This window comes from Herbidospora sp. RD11066 (genome assembly GCF_054661255.1).
On the sequence record NZ_BAAGDO010000004.1, the window covers coordinates 686,038 to 706,484 of the forward strand.

20 protein-coding genes and 1 pseudogene are annotated in these 20,447 nt (G+C 68.7%); 13 read left to right on the forward strand and 8 right to left on the reverse strand.

Annotated features, from left to right (window positions below):
* Positions 1–778: 778 nt before the first annotated feature.
* Positions 779–1,276, forward strand: a pseudogene (locus ACYQ78_RS19945) (tyrosine-type recombinase/integrase); the annotation flags it as partial.
* 404 nt (positions 1,277–1,680) lie between these two features.
* Here ACYQ78_RS19945 and ACYQ78_RS19950 read toward each other — a convergent pair.
* Positions 1,681–2,139: a M23 family metallopeptidase gene (locus ACYQ78_RS19950; protein WP_459802357.1), complete on the reverse strand. Its 459-nt coding sequence runs from the start codon at positions 2,137–2,139 to the stop codon at positions 1,681–1,683.
* A gap of 128 nt (positions 2,140–2,267) precedes the next feature.
* On the opposite strand from ACYQ78_RS19950, the gene ACYQ78_RS19955 reads away from it, so the two are divergent.
* Complete coding sequence (locus ACYQ78_RS19955) at positions 2,268–3,536, forward strand: CoA transferase (protein ID WP_459802358.1); 1,269 nt, start codon at positions 2,268–2,270, stop codon at positions 3,534–3,536.
* On the opposite strand, the gene ACYQ78_RS19960 is transcribed toward ACYQ78_RS19955, so the two are convergent.
* Positions 3,469–4,737: an MFS transporter gene (locus ACYQ78_RS19960; RefSeq protein WP_459802359.1), complete on the reverse strand. Its 1,269-nt coding sequence runs from the start codon at positions 4,735–4,737 to the stop codon at positions 3,469–3,471. The genes ACYQ78_RS19955 and ACYQ78_RS19960 overlap by 68 nt on opposite strands.
* Positions 4,738–4,809: 72 nt before the next feature.
* Here ACYQ78_RS19960 and ACYQ78_RS19965 point away from each other — a divergent pair, with 72 nt between their 5' ends.
* The 7 genes from ACYQ78_RS19965 to ACYQ78_RS19995 all read left to right on the forward strand — a co-directional run bounded on the left by ACYQ78_RS19965 (position 4,810) and on the right by ACYQ78_RS19995 (position 10,337).
* Entirely contained in the window at positions 4,810–5,397 is a 588-nt protein-coding gene (locus ACYQ78_RS19965; RefSeq protein WP_459802360.1) for an ArsR/SmtB family transcription factor, read from the forward strand.
* Between the two features lie 175 nt (positions 5,398–5,572).
* Complete coding sequence (locus ACYQ78_RS19970; protein WP_459802361.1) at positions 5,573–5,977, forward strand: hypothetical protein; 405 nt, start codon at positions 5,573–5,575, stop codon at positions 5,975–5,977.
* Positions 5,978–6,175: 198 nt separating this feature from the next.
* Positions 6,176–7,096: a 30S ribosomal protein S2 gene (gene rpsB / locus ACYQ78_RS19975; RefSeq protein ID WP_459802362.1), complete on the forward strand. Its 921-nt coding sequence runs from the start codon at positions 6,176–6,178 to the stop codon at positions 7,094–7,096.
* An 83-nt stretch (positions 7,097–7,179) separates the two neighbouring features.
* Positions 7,180–8,013, forward strand: coding sequence for a translation elongation factor Ts (gene tsf / locus ACYQ78_RS19980; RefSeq protein WP_459802363.1), 834 nt, complete (start codon positions 7,180–7,182; stop codon positions 8,011–8,013).
* 81 nt (positions 8,014–8,094) lie between these two features.
* A complete protein-coding gene (gene pyrH, locus ACYQ78_RS19985) occupies positions 8,095–8,862 on the forward strand; it encodes a UMP kinase (RefSeq protein WP_030455680.1) in 768 nt (255 codons plus the stop codon).
* A gap of 10 nt (positions 8,863–8,872) precedes the next feature.
* Positions 8,873–9,430, forward strand: a complete 558-nt coding sequence (frr, locus tag ACYQ78_RS19990; RefSeq protein ID WP_459802364.1) for a ribosome recycling factor — start codon at positions 8,873–8,875, stop codon at positions 9,428–9,430.
* A 73-nt stretch (positions 9,431–9,503) separates the two neighbouring features.
* A complete protein-coding gene (locus ACYQ78_RS19995) occupies positions 9,504–10,337 on the forward strand; it encodes a phosphatidate cytidylyltransferase (RefSeq protein WP_459802365.1) in 834 nt (277 codons plus the stop codon).
* Here ACYQ78_RS19995 and ACYQ78_RS20000 read toward each other — a convergent pair.
* Positions 10,334–11,371, reverse strand: a complete 1,038-nt coding sequence (locus ACYQ78_RS20000; protein WP_459802366.1) for a suppressor of fused domain protein — start codon at positions 11,369–11,371, stop codon at positions 10,334–10,336. The genes ACYQ78_RS19995 and ACYQ78_RS20000 overlap by 4 nt on opposite strands.
* An 85-nt stretch (positions 11,372–11,456) precedes the next feature.
* Between ACYQ78_RS20000 and rlmN the strand changes: the two genes are divergently transcribed.
* A complete protein-coding gene (rlmN, locus tag ACYQ78_RS20005; protein ID WP_459802367.1) occupies positions 11,457–12,569 on the forward strand; it encodes a dual-specificity RNA methyltransferase RlmN in 1,113 nt (370 codons plus the stop codon).
* Between the two features lie 129 nt (positions 12,570–12,698).
* Here rlmN and ACYQ78_RS20010 read toward each other — a convergent pair whose 3' ends face one another.
* Entirely contained in the window at positions 12,699–13,364 is a 666-nt protein-coding gene (locus ACYQ78_RS20010; protein WP_459802368.1) for a hypothetical protein, read from the reverse strand.
* A complete protein-coding gene (locus ACYQ78_RS20015; RefSeq protein WP_459802369.1) occupies positions 13,361–14,062 on the reverse strand; it encodes an ABC transporter ATP-binding protein in 702 nt (233 codons plus the stop codon). Before ACYQ78_RS20015 ends, ACYQ78_RS20010 begins: the two co-directional genes overlap by 4 nt.
* Before the next feature lie 56 nt (positions 14,063–14,118).
* Here ACYQ78_RS20015 and ACYQ78_RS20020 point away from each other — a divergent pair, with 56 nt between their 5' ends.
* Positions 14,119–15,519: a M1 family metallopeptidase gene (locus ACYQ78_RS20020; protein ID WP_459802370.1), complete on the forward strand. Its 1,401-nt coding sequence runs from the start codon at positions 14,119–14,121 to the stop codon at positions 15,517–15,519.
* A 31-nt stretch (positions 15,520–15,550) separates the two neighbouring features.
* On the opposite strand, the gene ACYQ78_RS20025 is transcribed toward ACYQ78_RS20020, so the two are convergent.
* The 3 genes from ACYQ78_RS20025 to ACYQ78_RS20035 all read right to left on the reverse strand — a co-directional run bounded on the left by ACYQ78_RS20025 (position 15,551) and on the right by ACYQ78_RS20035 (position 17,707).
* On the reverse strand, positions 15,551–16,936 hold the full coding sequence (locus ACYQ78_RS20025; protein ID WP_459802371.1) for an Nramp family divalent metal transporter: 1,386 nt from the start codon (positions 16,934–16,936) through the stop codon (positions 15,551–15,553).
* Between the two features lie 33 nt (positions 16,937–16,969).
* Complete coding sequence (locus tag ACYQ78_RS20030) at positions 16,970–17,125, reverse strand: hypothetical protein (RefSeq protein ID WP_459802372.1); 156 nt, start codon at positions 17,123–17,125, stop codon at positions 16,970–16,972.
* A 99-nt stretch (positions 17,126–17,224) separates the two neighbouring features.
* On the reverse strand, positions 17,225–17,707 hold the full coding sequence (locus ACYQ78_RS20035; protein WP_062344021.1) for an Lrp/AsnC family transcriptional regulator: 483 nt from the start codon (positions 17,705–17,707) through the stop codon (positions 17,225–17,227).
* A 182-nt stretch (positions 17,708–17,889) separates the two neighbouring features.
* Here ACYQ78_RS20035 and ACYQ78_RS20040 point away from each other — a divergent pair, with 182 nt between their 5' ends.
* A complete protein-coding gene (locus ACYQ78_RS20040; RefSeq protein ID WP_459802373.1) occupies positions 17,890–19,317 on the forward strand; it encodes a gamma-aminobutyraldehyde dehydrogenase in 1,428 nt (475 codons plus the stop codon).
* A 16-nt stretch (positions 19,318–19,333) separates the two neighbouring features.
* Positions 19,334–20,428 carry an ABC transporter ATP-binding protein gene (locus ACYQ78_RS20045; RefSeq protein ID WP_459802374.1) on the forward strand — a complete coding sequence of 365 codons (1,095 nt, stop codon included), beginning with the start codon at positions 19,334–19,336 and terminating at the stop codon, positions 20,426–20,428.
* Positions 20,429–20,447 lie beyond the last annotated feature (19 nt).

Sequence of the window (20,447 nt, forward strand, 5' to 3'; positions counted from 1 at the left end):
GCTTGAGCGGGGTGGGGTTGGGTCGGGTCAGCTTGAGCGGGGTGGCGTTGGGTCGGGTCAGCTTGAGCCGCGTGGGGTTGGGTCGGGTCAGCTTGAGCCGGGTGACGCTGGATCGGCGCAGCCAGAGCTCCGTGATACCCGGTCGGGGTGGCGTGAGCCGGTCGTTGTTGGATCGGACCGGCCCGAGGTACACGACGTTCCGTCTGGGTTGCCTGCTTCCGAGACGCGTAGATCGGAGTGGCCAGGGTCCCGAGGTGCCGACCTGGAGTCCGCCTCTCGTGACCATGGGTCTGGTCGGTCCGCGCTTCATGATCTTCGGCACTCTCGTTCCGATGACTTCCGGCCGGAGTGGTCTGAGGCCTATGAAGCCCCAGCGGTGCCATCGGGTTCCGAGTGTCCGGTGCTCCGTGACGCCGGATCGGATGGTGCCGACTTTCGCGACGCCCGACCCGAACGCTCTGGGCTCGACGCTCCACCATCCGGCAGGGCGGGCTCGCGGGAAGCCGAGTCTCATCGGTCTGGCCCGCGTGATGCGCGATGGCCCGAGCCCACCGGTGTTCGCGGCCGTTGGGCCGAGGACGTGGGCACACATACCGGAGGATCCGGCGGTGATGCGTCCAATGACAGCGGGCATCTCGCATCGGGGGGTGACGGCCTCTCCTCAAAGCGGAGATCGGTCGACCCCGGTCCCGCCGGCCCTCACCCCGACACGACCGCCCAAGGGCCAGGGCGTGAGAGCGAATCCGAGTCGGCCGACGAGCCGCATGCGGTGGCGAAGGATCTACGGGACCAGGCCCTGCTCGAGGTTCTCTACGCCACCGGAATCCGGGTCGGTGAACTCTGCGGACTCGACCTGGACGACGTCGACCGGGAGCGCCGGACGATCAGAGTCCTCGGTAAAGGTGGCAGGGAGCGGGTCGTGCCGTTGGGGGTGCCGGCGCTGGACGCCGTCGATGCCTGGTGTGTACGTGGGCGCCCCATCCTCGTAGGCGCGCGATCCGGTCCCGCGCTCTTCCTCGGTGTGAAGGGCGGGCGGATCGAACAGAGCGCGGTGCGGCGGGTCGTTCACGCTCGACTGGACGAGGCGGGGGTGCCGGACATGGGTCCGCACGGGCTCCGTCACACGGCCGCCACTCACCTTCTGGAGGGCGGCGCCGATCTCCGCAGTGTCCAGGAACTGCTGGGACACGCATCATTGGGCACCACGCAGATCTACACCCACGTCTCGATCGAACGCCTCAGAGCCGCCTACGAGCAGGCCCACCCTCGAGCTTGATCGACGGACACGGAGTAGTCGCCTATCCGATCGGTGGGGTGGCTCGATGCCCACAGACGTCATGGAAATCACCGCTGTGCCCGGTCCTAATACGTGCCAGAGCGCCGAATAACCCGCCCATAACTGGGCTGCGATGCCGTCGAATAAGGCGAAGTGGCGCAGGGGTAGCGGACGACACCGGTGGTGAGAGGTGACAGCGGCCCTCAGCGGTCCTGTAATGATCTCGGTTGGCTCAAAGGCAAACCCCTGCTCGTCCCGACCACTATCCCTGCAATGCGGTGAAGAAGCGACGAAGGCGGCACAAAGCGGATCTCGGTTCCCAGATCCTGTGATGGGGCGACGAAAGCGGAAGCTCCTCGCGGGTCGTCAGATGGGTGCAAGTCCGCAAGCTTCGCGATCTCACGTCAGGTCCCTGAGGGTTCGTGATTCGGCAGCAGCCGGACCTGGCCCAACCCCAGCAGGTGCAGCGGATCCAGGTACAGATTGCCGCTGAGCAGCCCCCAATGCAGACAGGTCTGGGGACAGTGCTCATCCGGCCCGCTCACGGTCCCCAGCACATCCCCCTTCCGCACCCGCTGCCCCTCGGCCACCGACGCATCCACCGGTAGATAGGTCGTCCGCAACCCACCGGCATGAGCCACCGTCACCACCCCCCGCCCCGCCACCCTCCGGGCCACCGTGACGACGCCATCCCCGGCGGCCATCACCTCCTGCCCCGCCGCAGCAGGCAGGTCGACCCCCCGATGCCCCGACAGCCACCGCTCAGGCGGCGGCGTGAAGGGCCGTACCGGCCGGGGTTCCCCCGCCAAAGGCCACCCCCACTGAGCGGCGATGACGAGCACGACGGACGCTGGAAACAACATGACCCCTACCCTGCCGCCCCCGACACGCTCGGCAACCCACCCACAACCCCCTGTGGAAAACCGTCGGCGATTTGCCCCGAAATGAGAGGTGAACCTGTGGAAGAACATGTGGATAACCTGGTGATGCCATGACCCGCGACGTCATCCACGCCCTGCAGAACCTCGCCGGAGTGGACCTGGGCCCCGTCCGGATCGAGGGCCAGGAGCCGATCCTCGACTCCCCGTTCCGCCTGGGCACCGCCGCCGCGGCCTCCATCGGAGCCGCCACCGCCGCCATGGCCACCCTCACCGGCCACCACGGCCGAGCGGAGGTGGACATGAGACACGCCGCCGCGGCCTTCAGCAGCGAACGCCACTTCAGAATCGGCTCCCGGCCCATCGAACTGTGGGCCCCGATCAGCGGCGACTACGCGACCATCGACGGCAAGGTCAGGATCCACGCCAACTTCGACCACCACCGCGACGCCGCCCTGGCCGCTCTGCATCTCCCCCCAGACGCCACGAAGCAGCAGGTGGGGGAGGCGTGCGGAAAACGTACAGGCGGGGAGATCGAAGACGCGGTGATCGTGGCGGGTGGATGCGCGGCCGCGATGCGCGGCAGGGCCGAATGGGCCGGCCATCCTCAGGGCCGAAAGACCGCAGCGCGCCCGCTCCTCACCCTCGACCGCCTCCCCGGACATGCGCCGCAGAAGAACGAAGGGCTGCGCGTGGTCGACCTCACCAGGGTCATCGCGGGGCCGGTCGCGAGCCGGTTCCTCGCCTCGCACGGCGCCGAGGTCATGCACGTCTGCGGGCCCGGCATCCCGGAGGTCCCGGGTCTCGTCCTGGAGACCGCCGCGGGCAAGCGATCCTGCCTGATCGATCTGCGCACCCACCCCGACCGGCTCAGGGAGCTCATCAGCGGCGCCGACGTCGTCATCCGCGGCTACCGGCCCGGCGCGCTCGAACGGCTCGGATTCGGGTTGGGGGACCTGGCCGGGCTGAGGCCGGGGATCGTCGTGGTCGACATCTCCGCCTACGGTCCGGGGCCGTGGCACGGCAGGCGGGGGTTCGACAGCCTGGTCCAGATGTCGACGGGGATCGTGGCCGAATCGGGGGCGCTGCCCTGCCAGGCGCTCGACCACGCGACCGGCTATCTCGCCGCCTTCGCGGCCCTCGCGGGGCTGATCCGCAGGCGTCGCGAAGGAGGGTCGTGGCACGCCGTCCTCTCCCTCGCGGCCACCGCCCACTGGCTGGACGGGCTGGGCAGAACCCCACCCGCCGAAGCCCCCGACGTCGACGACCTCCTCGACACCCGCGACGGATACACCTTCGTCCGCCCCGCCGGCCTCATCGCCGGACGCCCGCCGCGCTGGTCGCCGCCTCCGCGTCCCGGGGAGCACGCCCCCACCTGGTGAGGGGCGACAGCCACAGGCACGGGATCGTCAGCAGCGCCCCGGCGAAACACACCCACATGGCCGGACGCAGGCCCAGCAGCTCTCCGGCCACGCCGCCGACGAGTCCGCCGATCCCCAGGGCGCCCTGGGTCAGGAAGTTGATCGACGCGTTGACCCGTCCGATCAGCTCCGGCGGGGTCTCCCGCAGGACCTCCGCGCCCGAGCACACGCTGTAGCAGACCACGGCGACCCCGACCACGGCCTCCGCCACCCCGATCAGCAGGACGCACCACCAGACCGGGCCGCTCACGGCGGCCATCACCAGGAAGCCGAGCGGGAAGAACAGCACCGAGGCGAGCAGCACCCGGGGGGCGCCGTAGCGCCGGGACAGAGTGGGGGCGACGAAGGCGCCGACCAGGCCGCCCGCGCCGAAGCCCATCATCGAGATGCCGACCAGGCCGCCGGGCAGGCCGAGCACGTGCACGGCGTAGAGGACGTAGACCGCCAGCTGCGCCGCGGCGAACAGGTTGACCGTCATCCCGCACAGGGTCAGGGCCCAGAGCACGCGGTGGCGGGTCAGCGCCGCCAGTCCCTCCGCGATCTCGCGGCGGAGGGCTCGCCTGGGTGTGAGCGGACGCGAGGGTTCGACCGCACGGATCCTGCGCAGGCAGAGCGCCGACACCACGAACGTCACGGCGTTGACCAGCAGGGCCAGCGGCGCCGACAGCACGCTCACCAGGACACCGGCCAGGCCGGGGCCGCCGAGCTGGGCGATGGAGAAGACCGACTGCATGCCCGCGATGGCCTCGGTGCGCTGCGACTCGCCGACCACGCTGGTCAGGTGAGGGGTGGTGAAGTTCCGGAAGGTCACCGTGCAGGTGCCGACGACCAGGGCCACGCCGATCAGCCAGTGCACGGTCAGCAGGCCGAGCAGCCAGGCGACGGGGACCGTCAGGACGGCCAGGCCCGAGACGAGTTCGCACATCACCAGCACCGGGCGGCGGCGCGGCGCGCGGTCGGCCCAGGCGCCGATGGGCAGGCCGACGAACAGGAACGGCAGCGAGGCGGCGGCGGTGAGCACGCCCATCTCCAGGGGAGTGGCGGCGAGCAGGGTGACGGCGGTGAGGGGGACGGCGAGGCGGGAGACCTCGCTGCCCGCTTCGGTGACGGCCCGTGCGGACCAGAGGAGGCGGTAGTCGCGCTGTCGGCGAAGGGGGATCATATTTATGAAAGTACTCTTTCAGAGTTATGAAGGCAATGCTTCATATCTGAAGACGCCCTACCGTGGAGGGTCATGAAGAGCCATCGGATGGTCACCGACGACGTCGGCCTGCTGCGGGCGATGGCCCACCCGGCGAGGCTGGCGATCCTCGGCCGCCTCCAGGAGGAGGGCCCGGCGACGGCCACCGAGTGCGCCGAGATCGCGGGCCTGTCCCCGAGCGCGTGCAGCTACCACCTGCGCACCCTCGCCAGACACGGCCTCATCGAGGAGGCCCCCGCGCGCGGCGACGGGCGCGAGCGCGTCTGGCGGGCGCTCCAGAAGGGCTGGGGGATGAAAGACCCCGAAAGCGGCGAACTCACCCCCGAGCTTCTTGCCGCCCAGGGCGCCGTCATCCAGACCGTGCTCGACGAGGCCGCCCGCCGCATGGCGGAATACCTGGCCCAGTCGTCGCGGGAGTCGGCCGACTGGCGCAACGCGACGCGGCTCTCCCACGTGGTCCTCTACATGGACCCCGACGAGATCCGCGACCTGGCCGGCCGCATCGACGAACTCGTCGCCCCCTACCGCATCACCGACCGCGACCCGGAATCGACGCCCAACGGCGCCCGGGTGACCGAGTTCCAGCTCCGCCTTTTCCCCAGAGCCCCGAAAAGGCCCTAAAGCTCTTTTCTCCGTTACGGCTCCGCCTACCACGGCACCGCCCGCCGCTCCCGCCGCGCCCCCGGACCCGGCGCCAACCGGGCGCGCGGCCTCTCGCCGTGACGCCCGAATACCGGTCGCTTCGGTCGTCGCGCGAAGGCTACGCTCTCGCCGAAACCGGAAAAGGGGGACGTTCATGGCGATGCCCAAGAAGGGTTCCCGGCTGATCACCGTCGACGGTGAGATGTTCCGGTGGCGCGTCCGCCACAAGCCCGCCGGTGGCGACGGTCCTCTGTCCTTCTCGGCCGAACACGCCACCCGGCCCGGCGGTGTCCTCAAGGTCACCCTCCCCTGCGCCCGCCCCGACAACTGGCTGGGACGCCAGGCCATCGCCGTCCGCCCGGCCCTGGTGGCGTCGGCGATCCGGCGCGCGCTCGCCGAAGGGTGGACACGTGAACGCCCGTTCTCCCTCGACGTCACCGAAGACGAGCTCCCGGGGCTGCTCGGCGGGCCGCCCGACTACGTCGTCCCGTTCCTGTGGGGCGTCATGCCCGTCGGCGGGGCACTTCCGCCCGCCCGCCAGATCTGGCCTCCGGCCTGACGGTCCGGCGCCGGGCAGGTCAAGTCGTCCACCGGTTCCGGGTAGACTGTCCGGTGGTCTCCTTGGGTGAGACCGAATTCGCACGCCCATTCACGAAACGTTCTCTCGGTCCGCCGTTCAGGTGGCTGGAACGGTTCGGGGCGTCAGGGCGCGGGCCGCCGGCCCGTGCATGCAACCGAGATCGTGGAGGACCATTTCATGGCCACCCCCGTCGTTACCATGCGACAGCTGCTGGAGAGCGGCGTTCACTTCGGCCACCAGACTCGCCGGTGGAACCCGAAGATGAAGCGCTTCATCTTCACCGAGCGCAACGGTATCTACATCATCGACCTCCAGAAGTCGCTGGCCTTCATCGACAGGGCCTATGACTTCGTCAAGGAGACCGTCGCCCACGGCGGCACCATCATGTTCATCGGCACCAAGAAGCAGGCGCAGGAGTCGATCGCCGAGCAGGCGGCGCGCGTGGGCATGCCCTACGTCAACCAGCGCTGGCTCGGCGGCATGCTGACCAACTTCTCGACCGTCCACAAGCGCCTTCAGCGCCTGAAGGAGCTCGAGGAGCTCGACTTCGAGAACGTCGCGGCCTCCGGCCTCACGAAGAAGGAGCTGCTGCTCCGCCGTCGTGAGAAGGAGAAGCTGGAGCGCACCCTCGGCGGCATCCGGGACATGGCCCGCGTCCCGAGCGCGGTCTGGGTCGTCGACACCAAGAAGGAGCACATCGGGATCTCCGAGGCCAAGAAGCTCGGCATCCCGGTCGTCGCGATCCTCGACACCAACTGCGACCCCGACGAGGTCGACTACCCGATTCCGGGTAACGACGACGCGATCCGCGCCGTCAGCCTGCTGACCCGGGTGATCGCCGACGCCGTCGCCGACGGTCTCATGACCCGCGCCGGTGCTTCGCGTGGCGGCGACGACAAGCCGGCCGGCGTTGCCGTGGCCGAGCCGCTGGCCGAGTGGGAGCGCGAGCTGCTCGAGGGCACCCCCGCCGCTGCCGAGGCGCCCGCCGAGGCCCCCGCTGAGGCTCCGGCCGAGGCCGAGGCCGCCGCTGAGGCCCCTGTCGCCGAGGCTCCCGCCGAGGAGACGCCGGCCGCCGACGGCGACGAGCCGAAGGCGTAGTCCCCTCCCCAAAGCTCTACCGGGTGGGCGTGTCGAGACGACACGCCCACCCGCTCCACGACGAAACCCATGAGGAAATGACAATGGCTTCCGTGAATCTGGCCGATGTCAAGCGGCTTCGCGAGCTGACGGCCGCCGGCATGATGGACTGCAAGAAGGCGCTGGAGGAGTCCGAGGGCGACTTCGACCGCGCGGTCGAGCTCCTGCGTCTCAAGGGCGCCAAGGACGTCGGCAAGCGCGAGGCCCGCACCGCCTCCAACGGCCTGATCGCCCTCAAGCAGGACGGCGACTCCCGCGCCGCGCTGCTCGAGCTCAACTGCGAGACCGACTTCGTCGCCAAGGGTGAGCGTTTCCAGCAGGTCGCCGCCCAGGTGGTCGCCTTCATCCTGGAGACCAAGCCCGCCGACGTGGCCGAGCTGCTCGACTCCAAGCTCGACGGCAAGACCGTCAAGGAGCTGCTCGACGAGACCAACGCGGCCCTCGGTGAGAAGATCGAGATCCGCCGGTTCTCCGTGCTCGAGGGCGGCTACATCGGCGCCTACATGCACAAGACCGACCCGCAGCTTCCCCCGGCCGTCGGCGTTCTCGTCCAGCTCGACTCGGCCAACGCCGAGGTCGCCAAGGACATCGCGCAGCACGCCGCCGCCATGGCGCCGAAGTACCTCGACGCCGACGACGTCCCCGCCGAGGTCATCGAGAAGGAGCGCGCGCTCTTCGAGGAGATGACCCGCGAGGAGGGCAAGCCCGAGCCCGCGATCGCCAAGATCGTCGAGGGTCGCGTCAACGGCTGGTACAAGGACTTCACCCTGCTCCAGCAGGCGTTCGTGAAGGACAACAAGAAGTCGATCAAGAAGTACGCGGACGAGGCCGGCGTCAAGGTCCTGGCCTTCACCCGCTACAAGGTCGGCCAGGCATAGTCTGGGGCTGTTCGTCGAGGTCGTCCCGCAAGAGAGCGGGACGACCTGTTCAGCCCGAAATCCACTGAGGAGGCCGCCGCCGTGCAGGAGAACACCGAACCCGCCCCGGCGGCTTCGTCGTATGACGGGCCGCTGCGCTGGAAGCGGGTCATGCTGAAGCTTTCCGGCGAAGCGTTCGCCGGTGGGGATTCCCTCGGCATCGACCCGGTCGTCGTCGCCAAGATCGCCGATTCGATCGCGGAAGCGGTCCGTGACGGAGTCCAGGTCTCGGTGGTGGTCGGCGGCGGCAACATGTTCCGTGGCGCCGCGCTGTCCGAGCGCGGCATGGACCGCGCCCGCGCCGACTACATGGGCATGCTGGGCACGGTCATCAACTGTCTCGCGCTTCAGGACTTCCTGGAGAAGCGGGGCGTGGAGACGCGCGTGCAGACCGCCATCACGATGCAGCAGGTCGCCGAGCCCTTCCTGCCCCGCCGGGCGATCCGCCACCTGGAGAAGGGCCGCGTGGTCATCTTCGGGGCCGGGCTGGGCTCGCCCTTCTTCTCCACCGACACCTGCGCCGCCCAGCGCGCGCTGGAGATCGGCGCGGAGGCCCTGCTCAAGGGCACCCAGGTCGACGGCGTCTACGACGCCGACCCCAGGAAGAACCCCGACGCGGTCCGGTTCGACCGGCTCGAATACGGCGAGGTCCTCACGCGTGACCTCGCGGTGATGGACGCCACGGCCATCAGCCTGTGCAAGGACAACGGCCTGCCCATCGTGGTCTTCGAGCTGATGGGCGAAGGCAACATCCTGCGGGCGGTCCGCGGAGAGAAGATCGGCACGCTGGTGAGTCCGGCAGGGAAATAGGGAGCCAACTGTGATCGAGGAAACCCTCTTCGAGGCCGAAGAGAAGATGGAGAAGGCGGTGACCGTCGCCAAGGAGGACTTCGCCGCCATCCGCACCGGCCGCGTCACCCCCGCGATGTTCAACAAGATCAACGTTGACTACTACGGGTCGCTCACCCCCGTCCAGCAGCTCGCCTCCTTCCACGTCCCCGAGGCGCGCATGGTGCTGATCCAGCCCTACGACAAGGGTTCGATGAGCGCCATCGAGAAGGCGATCCGCGACAGCGACCTGGGGGTCAACCCCGGCAACGACGGCAACGTCATCCGCGTGGTGTTCCCCGAGCTCTCGGGTGAGCGCCGCAAGGAGTACATCAAGATCGCCCGCACCAAGGCCGAGAACAGCCGCGTGTCGATCCGGAACATCCGGCGCCACGCGAAGGAAGTGCTCGACAAGCTGGTCAAGGACAGCGAGGCGGGCGAAGACGAGGTCCACCGCGCCGTGAAGGAGCTCGACGACCTCACCCAGAAGCACGTCGCCAAGATCGACGAGCTGCTCAAGCACAAGGAAGCCGAGCTGCTCGAGGTCTGACGACCACAACGCACCATCGCGATCCTTGCCCCGGCAGGGGCAGGGATCGCGCGCATGTAGGGAGTAGGACATCTTGGACGGAACGGTGTCACCCCCGGCAGGCGGGAGCCGTACCGGCCGGAACCTGCCGGCTGCGATCATCTCCGCGGTCGGGCTGGCGGCAGTGATCATCGGATCGCTGTACCTGTACAAGCCCGCGTTCCTCGTGGTCGTCATCGCCGCCGTCGGCGTCGGGATGCACGAGCTGGTCAAGGGCCTGGCCACCCGCGACATCAACGTCCCGCTGATCCCCGTGCTGGTCGGCCTGGCGGCGATGATCTCCGGCGCCTTCTACTTCGGCACCGGGGTCTTCCTCGGCATCTTCGCGATCACCGTCATGGGTGTACTGGGCTGGCGGCTCTTCCAGGGTTCCGACGGCTTCGTCCGCGACGCGACCGCGTCGGTCTTCATGGTGGTCTACCCGGCGCTGTTCGCCGGTTTCGTCGGCCTGCTGCTGGCCCCCGACGACGGCGCGAACCGGGCGCTGATCTTCGTCGCCGTGACGGCCTCTTCGGACATCGGCGGGTACGCCGCCGGGGTCCTGTTCGGCAAGCACCCGATGTCGATCATCAGCCCGAAGAAGACCTGGGAGGGCTTCGCCGGTTCGGCCGTCGCGTGCATCGCGGTGGGCGGCTGGCTGGTGGCCTGGCTCCTCAAGGGCGAGATCTGGCAGGGCGCGCTCCTGGGCGCGGTGGTGGTCGTCTGCGCCACCGTCGGCGACCTGATCGAGTCGGTGATCAAACGCGACCTCGGCATCAAGGACATGGGCTCGGTCCTCCCCGGCCACGGCGGCATGATGGACCGCATCGACTCGCTGCTGTTCACCCTGGTGCCCTGCTGGCTGCTGCTGGCCGCCTTCATCCGCTAGATGCGGTTGGTCACGGCCAGTTGGGCGGCGATCGCGTCGTGGCCGTGTTCGGAGGCCTCGCGGAGTTCCGCGTCGGTGACGGGGATGAGCCAGAGCCAGCGGACCACGTCTCCGCCCACCTGGAACCCCGACAGATGCGGGACGCCGGCCGGTGCGGCCAGCATCATCACGCCCTCGTAGCCTCCCGGGATCGGGAAGGTCCCCGGCTGGTGGTACCACCGGGCCGTGTGGCCGTCGCCGAGCCAGGTGACCGAGCGCCACGGATACTGCCCCAGCCACAGGAACAGGCGGGCGGCCGATCTCGGGTCGCCGCGCGTCGCCACGGCCAGTTCCACCCGGGTCGGGGTGTCGTAGAGCTCGGCCGACGGCATGCGCTGGCAGCTCATCCCCACGGTGGACAGCACGGTGAAGTCGCGGCCGTAGGAAGGCGGGCGTTCGGTCACCCCGACCGCCGGGAGCCGCCCGCCGCTCGCGTCCCAGAAACGGCCCGGCGGACCGAGGCGGCCGTCGAGGTGGCCCATCACGAACTGCTGGAACGACGCCCACGCCGCCTCGCCGGCCCGCCACTGCCAGTAGGCCTCGGCCTTGGCGACCCGGGGGCTGAGACCTTCGAGCGCCTCCGACAGGGCCCAGGCGAACGGCCACTCGCCGAGGGCCTCGCGGGCGTAGCCGGGCATGCCGCGTTCCAGGTCGGCCCACCCCGGGATGACCGCGAGCAGGCCCTCGTCGTCGTAGAGGGCGACTCCGTCACCCTCCTCGAACCAGAGCACCCGCAGCCGGGTCGCGTCGAGGTGGGCGGTGCCGAAAGGGCGGCGGGTACCCGCCCTGGGCATGATCGGGGGCCGGCCGTTGTTGAGACGAGCGAGGTCGAGTGACAACGGGGCCGTCACGTGGTTGCCCAGCCAGACCGCTCCACGGACGGATCCGGCCGGGTCGCGCAGGTAAGCTACCGAGGACACCTGATCGCGCTCGACGGTAAGGGTGCGGCTCCCATAGGGATTGGTGCTGGTGAGCACGATGGTGGTGCTGTCCACAGCCTCACCTCCCAGATCAGGACTCTAAGCCCGGTGCCGCCCGGCCGTAAGTGCAGTCGTCGTTTTGAGATCGCGAGGGTTCGTTATGTCCGAGGCCGCCCCCAAGGCCGGTCAGCTCACGTTCGTCGCACCGCGACGGGCGAAGCCGCAGCGCCACCTGGCCGACCTGACCATGGCCGAACGCCGTGCGGCGGTCGCCGAACTCGGCGAGAAGCCGTTCCGGGCCGACCAGCTCTCGCGCCACTACTTCAGCAAGCTCACCGAGTCGCCCGAGGAGATGACCGACCTTCCGGCGGCCTCCCGCGAGACGCTCGGGCAGCTCCTGCCGTCGCTGCTGACGACGGTCCGCGAGATCACCTGCGACGACGGCATGACCCGCAAGACCCTCTGGAAGCTGTTCGACGGCTCCCTGGTCGAGTCGGTCATGATGCGTTACCCCGACCGGGTCACGATGTGCGTCTCCTCGCAGGCCGGGTGTGGCATGAACTGCCCGTTCTGCGCCACCGGGCAGGCGGGGCTGACCCGCAACATGTCGACCGCCGAGATCGTCGAGCAGGTCGTGGCCGGGCAGCGCGCGCTGGCCAAGGGTGACCTGCCGGGCGGTCCTGGCCGGGTCAGCAACATCGTCTTCATGGGCATGGGCGAGCCGATGGCCAACTACAAGGCCGTGATCGGCGCCGTCCACCGCATGGTCGACCCGTCGCCCGAGGGGCTCGGCATCTCGGCGCGCGGCGTGACCGTCTCCACGGTCGGGCTGGTCCCCGCGATCGAGAAGCTCTCCAACGAGGGCCTGCCGGTGACTTTGGCCGTCTCGCTGCACGCCCCCGACGACGAGCTGCGCGACACGCTCGTCCCGATCAACACCCGGTGGAAGGTGGCCGAGGTCCTCGGCGCGGCGTGGGACTACGCCGCCAAGACCAAGCGCCGGGTCTCGATCGAATACGCCCTGATCAAGGACATCAACGACCAGGAGTGGCGGGCCGATCTGCTCGGGAAGCTCCTCAAGGGCAAGCTGGTCCACGTCAACCTGATCCCGCTCAACCCGACCCCGGGCTCGAAGTGGACGGCCTCCCGTCCCGAAGACGAACGCGCCTTCGTCCGCCGCCTGGAGTCCCACGGCGTGGCCGTCACGGTCCGCGACACCAGAGGCCGCGAAATCGACGGCGCCTGCGGCCAGCTCGCAGCAGCGAACCCCTAAGCGGCCGATTCCTAGGCGCCAACCCCTAAGCGGCGAGCTCGTCAGAGGCCGACAGCTCGCCGTTGGTGTGCGCCGCCCACGCAGGTGACGCACCTCGCCGGGTCGGCGCCAAATTCAGGCGCCGAGCGGCTAGCTTCTGACGCGGCGGACCACGGCGTATCCCGCCAGGCCCGCCGAACTCCATGCCACCGCCGATGCCACGATGACCGCCAAGCGTTCCGGGAGGTCGTCGTGGTGGGCGGCGTTCATCCAGTCCAATACGGGCACCGACGCCCAGGGGCTGGTCGAGCTGAGCAGCAGGATCGCCATGTATCCCCCGATCAGCACGGCGGCCGAGGCGGCGGGGGAGGCGAGCACCGGGCGGCTCGTCAGAGCGCCCAAGGCGGTCCCCGCGAGGACGGCCAGCAGGTGCAGGCCGATTCCATAGGCGAAGACGTCAGCGCCGGGAGTCTCGGCGAAGCCCATGACCAGCGGGAACACGATGGCGACCAAGGCCAGCGCTGCGGTCAGGGCCAAGGCGGCCAGGAGCCCGGCCACGACTTCAAGGCGGCGGCCGATGGCCGTGATCGCGATCATGCGCTGTTCGTCGGGTTCGTTGTCGAGCAGGCCCCGGGCCGTCCAGGCGAAGACCACCATCAGGACGCCCGCCGAGTCGGCGTAGCTCGGCAGCTCGCCTCCCGCGGGGACCCCCGTCGCGTACACGATGGAGAGGACGGCGAGCAGGCCGAGCAGGGGCTGGAAGATCCGATGCGACCGTACATAACCGGAGATCCGGAACCTGACCAGGGGGATCATGAAACCTCGTGGCCTTCCGCCCGCAGCCGGGCCGCCAGTGCCCCGGCCCGCGACTGGGGGAGTTTGATCGTCAACGTGGTCAGGGGATCTTCCTCGACCGGGATCGTGACCTGGGTGATCGCGCCCGAACGGACCTCGTAACGGGTCACGCCGGGCACCGACCGCAGGTCGCCCTGGTGGTCGCTGGCGACCACGATGCCGCCCCGGGCCGCCATCTCGCCGATGATCACCGCCAGTTCGGCGCGGGCCGTCACGTCGAGCCCGGCGAAGGGCTCGTCGAGGATCAGCAGCCCCGGCTCCCCGGCGAGGGCCTGGGCGAGGCCGACCTTGTGGGCGCTGCCCTTCGACAGGTCGGGGAGGTTCTGGCCCAGGAGGTGGTCCATGCCGAGCCGGGTGGTCAGTTCCTCCGGTACGGGCGCCTTCCGGATCGCCCCCATGTGCCGCAGATAGGCCGCCACCGTGAACGGCTGCGACGACGGGAACCGCTCGGGGGCGTAGCCGACGACGGCCGGACGCCCCTCGATCGCCCCGCGCACCGGCCGCAGCAGGCCCGCGAGCAGGCGCAGCAGGGTCGACTTGCCGGTGCCGTTGGGGCCGGTGATCTCGGCCACCGACCCGGGGGCGAGATCGAGGGATGCGTCGTCGAGCACCCACGGGTCGCCCCGTCTGTAACGGAAGTACACCTTCGTCGCGAGCACCTACCGATTTTAGGTTGATTGTGGCCGTTGCCGGTTTCATCTCGATAATGAGCGGCATGCTTCGCACACGAATCTCCGGCGCGGCGTTACTCGCGGTCGCCGCGTTACTCGCGGTCGCCGCGTTACTCGCCCCTTCAGCCCCCGCCTGGGCCGAAGCCCGGTCTCCGGGCTCCTCGGGGGTGGGCGACCCCTACTTCCCGCACGCGGGGAACGGCGGGTACGACGTCCAGCACTACGACCTGAAGCTGCGTTACACCCCCAAATCCGGTGAGATCGACTCCACCGCCACGATCACCGCGACGGCCACCAAGAGCCTGTCGCGCTTCAACCTCGACCTGTCGGGCCTCAAGGTCCGGTCGGTCACGGTCAACGGCACGAAGGCCAAGTGGTCCCGCAAGGGCCAGGAATTGACCGTCACCCCGAAGAAGGGCATCGCCGACGACGCCGACTTCAAGGTCGTCGTCGACTACGACGGCAGGCCCAAGCCGGTCAGGGACGACCTCGGCGTCACCGGCTTCATCCACACCAAGGACGGAGCCGTCGTCGTCTCCCAGCCCGACGGCGCCCGCACCTGGTTCCCCGCCAACGACACCCCGCGGGACAAGGCCACGTTCTCGTACGAGATCAGCGCCCCCGTCGGCCTCACCGTGCTGGCCAACGGGGAGCCGCAGAACGGCGGCATCGTCCGGGTCAAGAAGGGCTACGTCGTCTCCCGCTGGGCGATGAAGCAGCCCATGGCCCCCTACCTGGCCATGATCGCCATCGGCAAGTACAAGGTCACCGACGGCACGGCCGCCGGCGTCCCCAACATCACCGCCTACGACCCGTCCCTGGCCAAGACCTCCAAGCACCTGCACCAGGAGACCGCCGAGGCCACCAAGTGGGGCATCGAGCACTTCGGCCCCTACCCGTTCGGCTCGACCGGCGGCATCGCCGACAAGCTCGACGTCCACTACGCCCTGGAGACCCAGGGCCGCCCGGTCTACGACGGCGACGCCAGCGACGACCTGCTGATCGTCCACGAGATCGCGCACCAGTGGTTCGGCAACAGCGTCGGCCTGGAGTCGTGGAACGACATCTGGCTGAACGAGGGCCTGGCCAGCTACGCCGAATGGCTCTACGAGGAGACCCACAACGGGCCTTCGGCGCAGTCGACCTTCGACAAGTACTACAAGAGCAAGGGCGCCTTCTGGGACGTCAAGACCGGTGCCCCCGGCAAGAAGAACATGTTCGACTTCGAGGCGATCTACCTGCGCGGCGCGATGACCGTCCACGCCCTGCGCACCGAGATCGGCGACGAGCCCTTCTTCGCGCTGCTGAAGGAGTGGCCGGTCCGCTACAAGCACGCGACCGCGGACACCAGGGACTTCATCGCGCTCGCCGAGGAGCTCAGCGGCAAGGACCTCGGCCCGCTGTTCAAGAAGTGGCTGTACGTGGCCAAGAAGCCGTCGCTCTAGTGGAGGAGGGCGGGTCGCCAGGACCCGCCCTTCACACCAGCTTCCCGATCTGGTCGATCAGCGTGAGAACCGAGAAGAACCCGAAGAACGCGAACGTCAGCAGCACCGCCACCATGCGGTATCCGCGGATCCTGATGGCCTCGGGCAGCATCTTCCGGTTGAGCACCGCCAGCAGCGCCGAGTAGACGAACATCATGATCCCGCCGACGCTGGAGGAGATCACCAGCAGCGTGATCGGCTGGTCGAACCCGATCGTCAGCATCGCGATCCCGAACAGCACGATGAACCAGACGACGATCGAGTAGATCCTGCTCTCCGTCCACCGCGACGAGGCGGGCAGGTAGACGGTCTTGACGATGTCGGCGACCATCCGCCCGACGTAGTCGCAGATCCCCATCGCCGCGGCGAACAGCGAGAGCGCGCCGATGGCCCAGAAGAACGTCCCGAACCAGCTCAGCCGCTCATTGAGCACCTCGCCCTCGGCCTTCAGGAACGTGATGTCGTTGGTGTTGCCGGTGCCGAAGACCGTCGAGTAGGCCAGCATCGACATCAGCACGATCGTGAAGATGGTGATCGCGACGAACGAGATGAGCTGCTCGATGTTCGCGACCCGCCACCAGCCCCGCCACCGCGACAGGTTCTCCTCGGTCGGCTCGAAGGTGTAGCCCGTCGCGGGCGCCGCCTGGTCCTCCCCGGTCACCGGCGAGACCAGCCGGGGGATCCGGGCCCCCATGCCCATGTTCTTGTCCCTGATCCAGTTGCTCTGGACGAGGTTCTGACCGCCCCCGGCCCCCGCGAAGGCCAGAGCCCCGAGCACGAGGGCGGTCCCCAACTGACTCGGCACGGTCCCGATGTTCGTGACCGCCTCTCCCAGCCCCCGGTACGCCTCTCCCGAGATCGCCACGAACAGCGCGATCACCAGGAAGACCAGCACCGCCGCGACCTTGACGAATTGGGTGGCCTCGACCGTGCGGTAGACGACGGGGGAGAGGGTGAGCGCGATCCCGATGATCACCAGTTCGATGACCGCGATGACCGTGACGTTCCCCTGCCCGACCGCGTAGGTGAACACGGTGGCCGACGAGGTGGCCCACCCCGGCCAGATGTTGGCCAGCAGCGCCATCAGGGCGAACGCGATGCCCCAGTGCCTCCCGAGCCTGGAGAACCCCGTGAGCGCCGTCTCGCCGGTGGCGAGCGTGTAGCGCTCGATCTCCATGTTCAGAAAGAACTGCGCGATCACCCCGACCACGGCCGCCCACAGGAACACCAGGCCGACGTTGGCCGAGATGTACGGCCAGATGACGAACTCACCCGACGCGAGCCCGACCCCGGCGGCGATCACCCCCGGACCGAGGACTCGGCGTAGCGGCTGGGGCTCGGGTAACTGGGCGACCTTGAACGCCGGCATGCTGCTCATGGCCGCCGCCGCTACCCATCGAAAAGATCTTTACTACAGGCCGCTGTCGCCGCCGCTGTTCAGCACCGGCGCCTTCGGCGCGGACAGGCCGGAGTCGGCGCCGGAGGCGGTGACGGCCGTCGGGCCCGCCGTCGCGAGAATGCCGGCCAGCACGAGTGCGGCCGCGCCGAGCATCGATCTGGTGGACATCGTTCTCCTCTGTTCGCAGGGAGGGCGTGCCGCCCACTCGAATGCTCGGACAGAGTGGCCGTCGCGGGAACCTGGAAGCTTAGAGGTTGACGATCGGGGTCAGTGTGTGCCCCAGGAGTACGTTTGTTTGTGGAGCTTAAGGTAGACAAAGGTCTCGGTCGCGCGTACCGCCGGGATCGCCCGGATTTTGCCGAGAATTTCCAGGAGGTGCTGATCGCCCTCACACACGACCTCGACCATGATGTCGAGCGAACCGGCCGTCAGGACGACGTAGTCGACCTCTTCGATCGAGCCGAGCTCGTCGGCGACGGCCTCCAGATCGCCCTCGCACTTGATGCCGATCATGGCCTGGCGCGGGAATCCGAGAGTGAGAGGGTCGGTGACCGCCACGATCTGCATGACACCGGCGTCGAGCAGGCGCTGCACGCGCTGGCGGACGGCGGCCTCGGAGAGCCCGACCGCCTTGCCGATCGCGGCGTAGGGTTTGCGGCCGTCGGCCTGGAGTTGCTCGACGATCTGTTTGGAGATCTCGTCGAGCACCACGGGGCCGTTCCTGGTGGTCCGAACCTTCGACGTGGTCATCCCCGCATATGCCCTTCGTGTTTCCGACAGGTTGCCGCCTTGGTGCGACATGTTGTCAGTTCAGCGTCCCTTGTCAAGCGATTCCGTAGCAATTTGATATCTTTCGCTACGAAATCCCTTGTCGTTGTCTGATATGTCTGTCAGAGTCGCGACAACTTTGAACACCTTCACAGGAGGTCGAAGTGACCACCCGCCTGCAGAACTACATCAACGGGAAGTTCGTCGACGCCAAGAGCGGACGCTTCTCCGACGTGGTGGATCCGAGCACCGGCGAGGTCTACGCGCAGGCCCCCCTGTCAGGACAGGAGGACGTCGACGCGGCCTACGAAGCCGCCGCGGCGGCGTTCGAGACCTGGGGACAGACGACTCCGGGTGAGCGTGCGAACCTGCTGTTGAAGATAGCCGACGCCATCGAGGCGCGCGCGGACGAGATCAACCAGGCCGAGTGCCGCAACACCGGCAAGCCCTACGCCCGCATGAGCGAGGACGAGACGCCGGTCGCCGCCGACCACTTCCGCTTCTTCGCCGGCGCCGCCCGCACCCTGGAGGGCCCGACGGCCGGTGAGTTCCTCGCCGACCACACCTCGGTGATCCGGCACGAGCCGGTCGGCGTCATCGGCCAGGTCACGCCGTGGAACTACCCGATGATGATGGCCGTCTGGAAGATCGCCCCGGCGCTCGCGGCGGGCAACACGATCGTGCTGAAGCCGTCGGACACCACCCCGGTCTCCACGGTCAAGCTGGCCGAGATCATCGGCGACGTGCTGCCGGCCGGCGTGTTCAACGTCGTGACCGGTGACCGCGAGACCGGTTCGCTGGTCATCGCCCACCCGATCGCCTCGATGGTCGCGATCACCGGCTCCGTCGGCGCGGGCATGGCCGTGGCCAAGAGCGCGGCCGACGACCTCAAGCGCGTCCACCTGGAGCTGGGCGGCAAGGCGCCGGTCGTGGTGTTCGACGACATCAAGGACATCAAGGCCGCCGCCGAGGCCATCGCCGGGGCGGGGCTCTACAACGCCGGGCAAGATTGCACTGCGGCGTGCCGGGTGATCGTCCAGGAGTCGATCCACGACGAGTTCGCCGCCGCGCTGAAGGAGGCCGCCGCCGCGACCGTCACGGGCACCGGCGACGACGCCTTCTACGGCCCGCTCAACAACCCCAACCAGCTCGCCCGCGTCCAGGGCTTCTTCGAGCGGCTGCCGGAGCACGCCACCGTGCTGACCGGTGGGCAGCAGGTCGGTGAGGCGGGGTACTTCTTCGCCCCGACCGTCGTCGACGGGCTGAAGCAGGACGACGAGATGGTGCAGACCGAGGTCTTCGGCCCGGTCATCACCGTCCAGACCTTCACCGACGAGGCCGACGCGCTGGCCAAGGCCAACGGCGTGCAGTACGGCCTGTCGGGCTCGGTCTGGACCTCCGACCACGGGCGCGCGATGCGCATGTCCAAGCGGCTCGACTTCGGGGTCGTGTGGGTCAACACCCACATCCCGTTCGTGTCGGAGATGCCGCACGGCGGCTTCAAGCACTCCGGGTACGGCAAGGACCTGTCGGTCTTCGGCCTGCACGACTACACCCGGGTCAAGCACGTCATGCACTACATCGGTGAATAGGTAAGCGAGAGGTGATATGCCCGAGGATGTCCCCGCCATCGAGCTTGACGGCGTCGTCAAGGAATACCTCTCGCACGGCGAGACGGTGCAGGCGGTAAAAGGTGTCAGCCTGACGATCGGCGAGGGGGAGTTCTTCTCCCTGCTCGGCCCGTCCGGGTGTGGCAAGACGACGACGATGCGCATGATCGCGGGGTTCGAGGAGCCCACCAAGGGCCTCGTCCGGCTCCTCGGGCAGGACGTCACCAACGTGCCGCCCAACAAGCGCGACATCAACATGGTCTTCCAGTCGTACGCGCTGTTCCCGCACATGAACGTGTGGGAGAACGTCGCGTTCGGCCTGCGCCGCAAGAAGGTGGCGGAGGCGGAGATCAAGCAGCGGGTGGGCGACATCCTGGAGATCGTCGACCTCACGGGCCGCGAGAAGCGGCGCCCCAGGGAGATGTCCGGCGGCCAGCAGCAGCGGGTGGCTCTCGCCCGCGCGCTGGTCAACCGGCCCCGGGCGCTGCTGCTCGACGAGCCGCTGGGCGCCCTCGACCTGAAGCTGCGCCAGCAGATGCAGACCGAGCTCAAGCGCATCCAGCGCGAGGTCGGCATCACCTTCGTGTACGTCACCCACGACCAGTCCGAGGCGCTCACCATGAGCGACCGGATCGCCGTCATGAACGACGGGCTGGTCGAGCAGCTCGCCGATCCTCGGGAGATCTACGAGCGGCCCGCGTCGAAGTTCGTGGCCGGGTTCATCGGCACCTCGAACCTGCTGAGCGGCACCGTCGACGCCGTCGACGGCGACCTGCTGGTGGTCCGCCTCGGTGAGCAGGACCGCATCCTCGTACCGGGCACGGCGGCGGCTGGGGACACCGTCGACCTGACCGTACGGCCCGAGAAGATCATGATCTCGACCGAGGAGCCCGAGGCCGGGCTGAGCAAGGTCAAGGGCACCGTGGGCGAGCTCACCTACCTGGGCACCTACAACAGCTACGCGGTCGCGCTGTCCGGCGGGGCCGAGGTCACGGTCTTCCAGCAGAACGCCCTCGACAGCTCCACGACCGCGGAACGCGGGGACGCGGTGTGGCTCTCGTGGCGTCCGCAGCACTCTTACACACTGTCGTAACCGGGGGAAATCTCCAGAT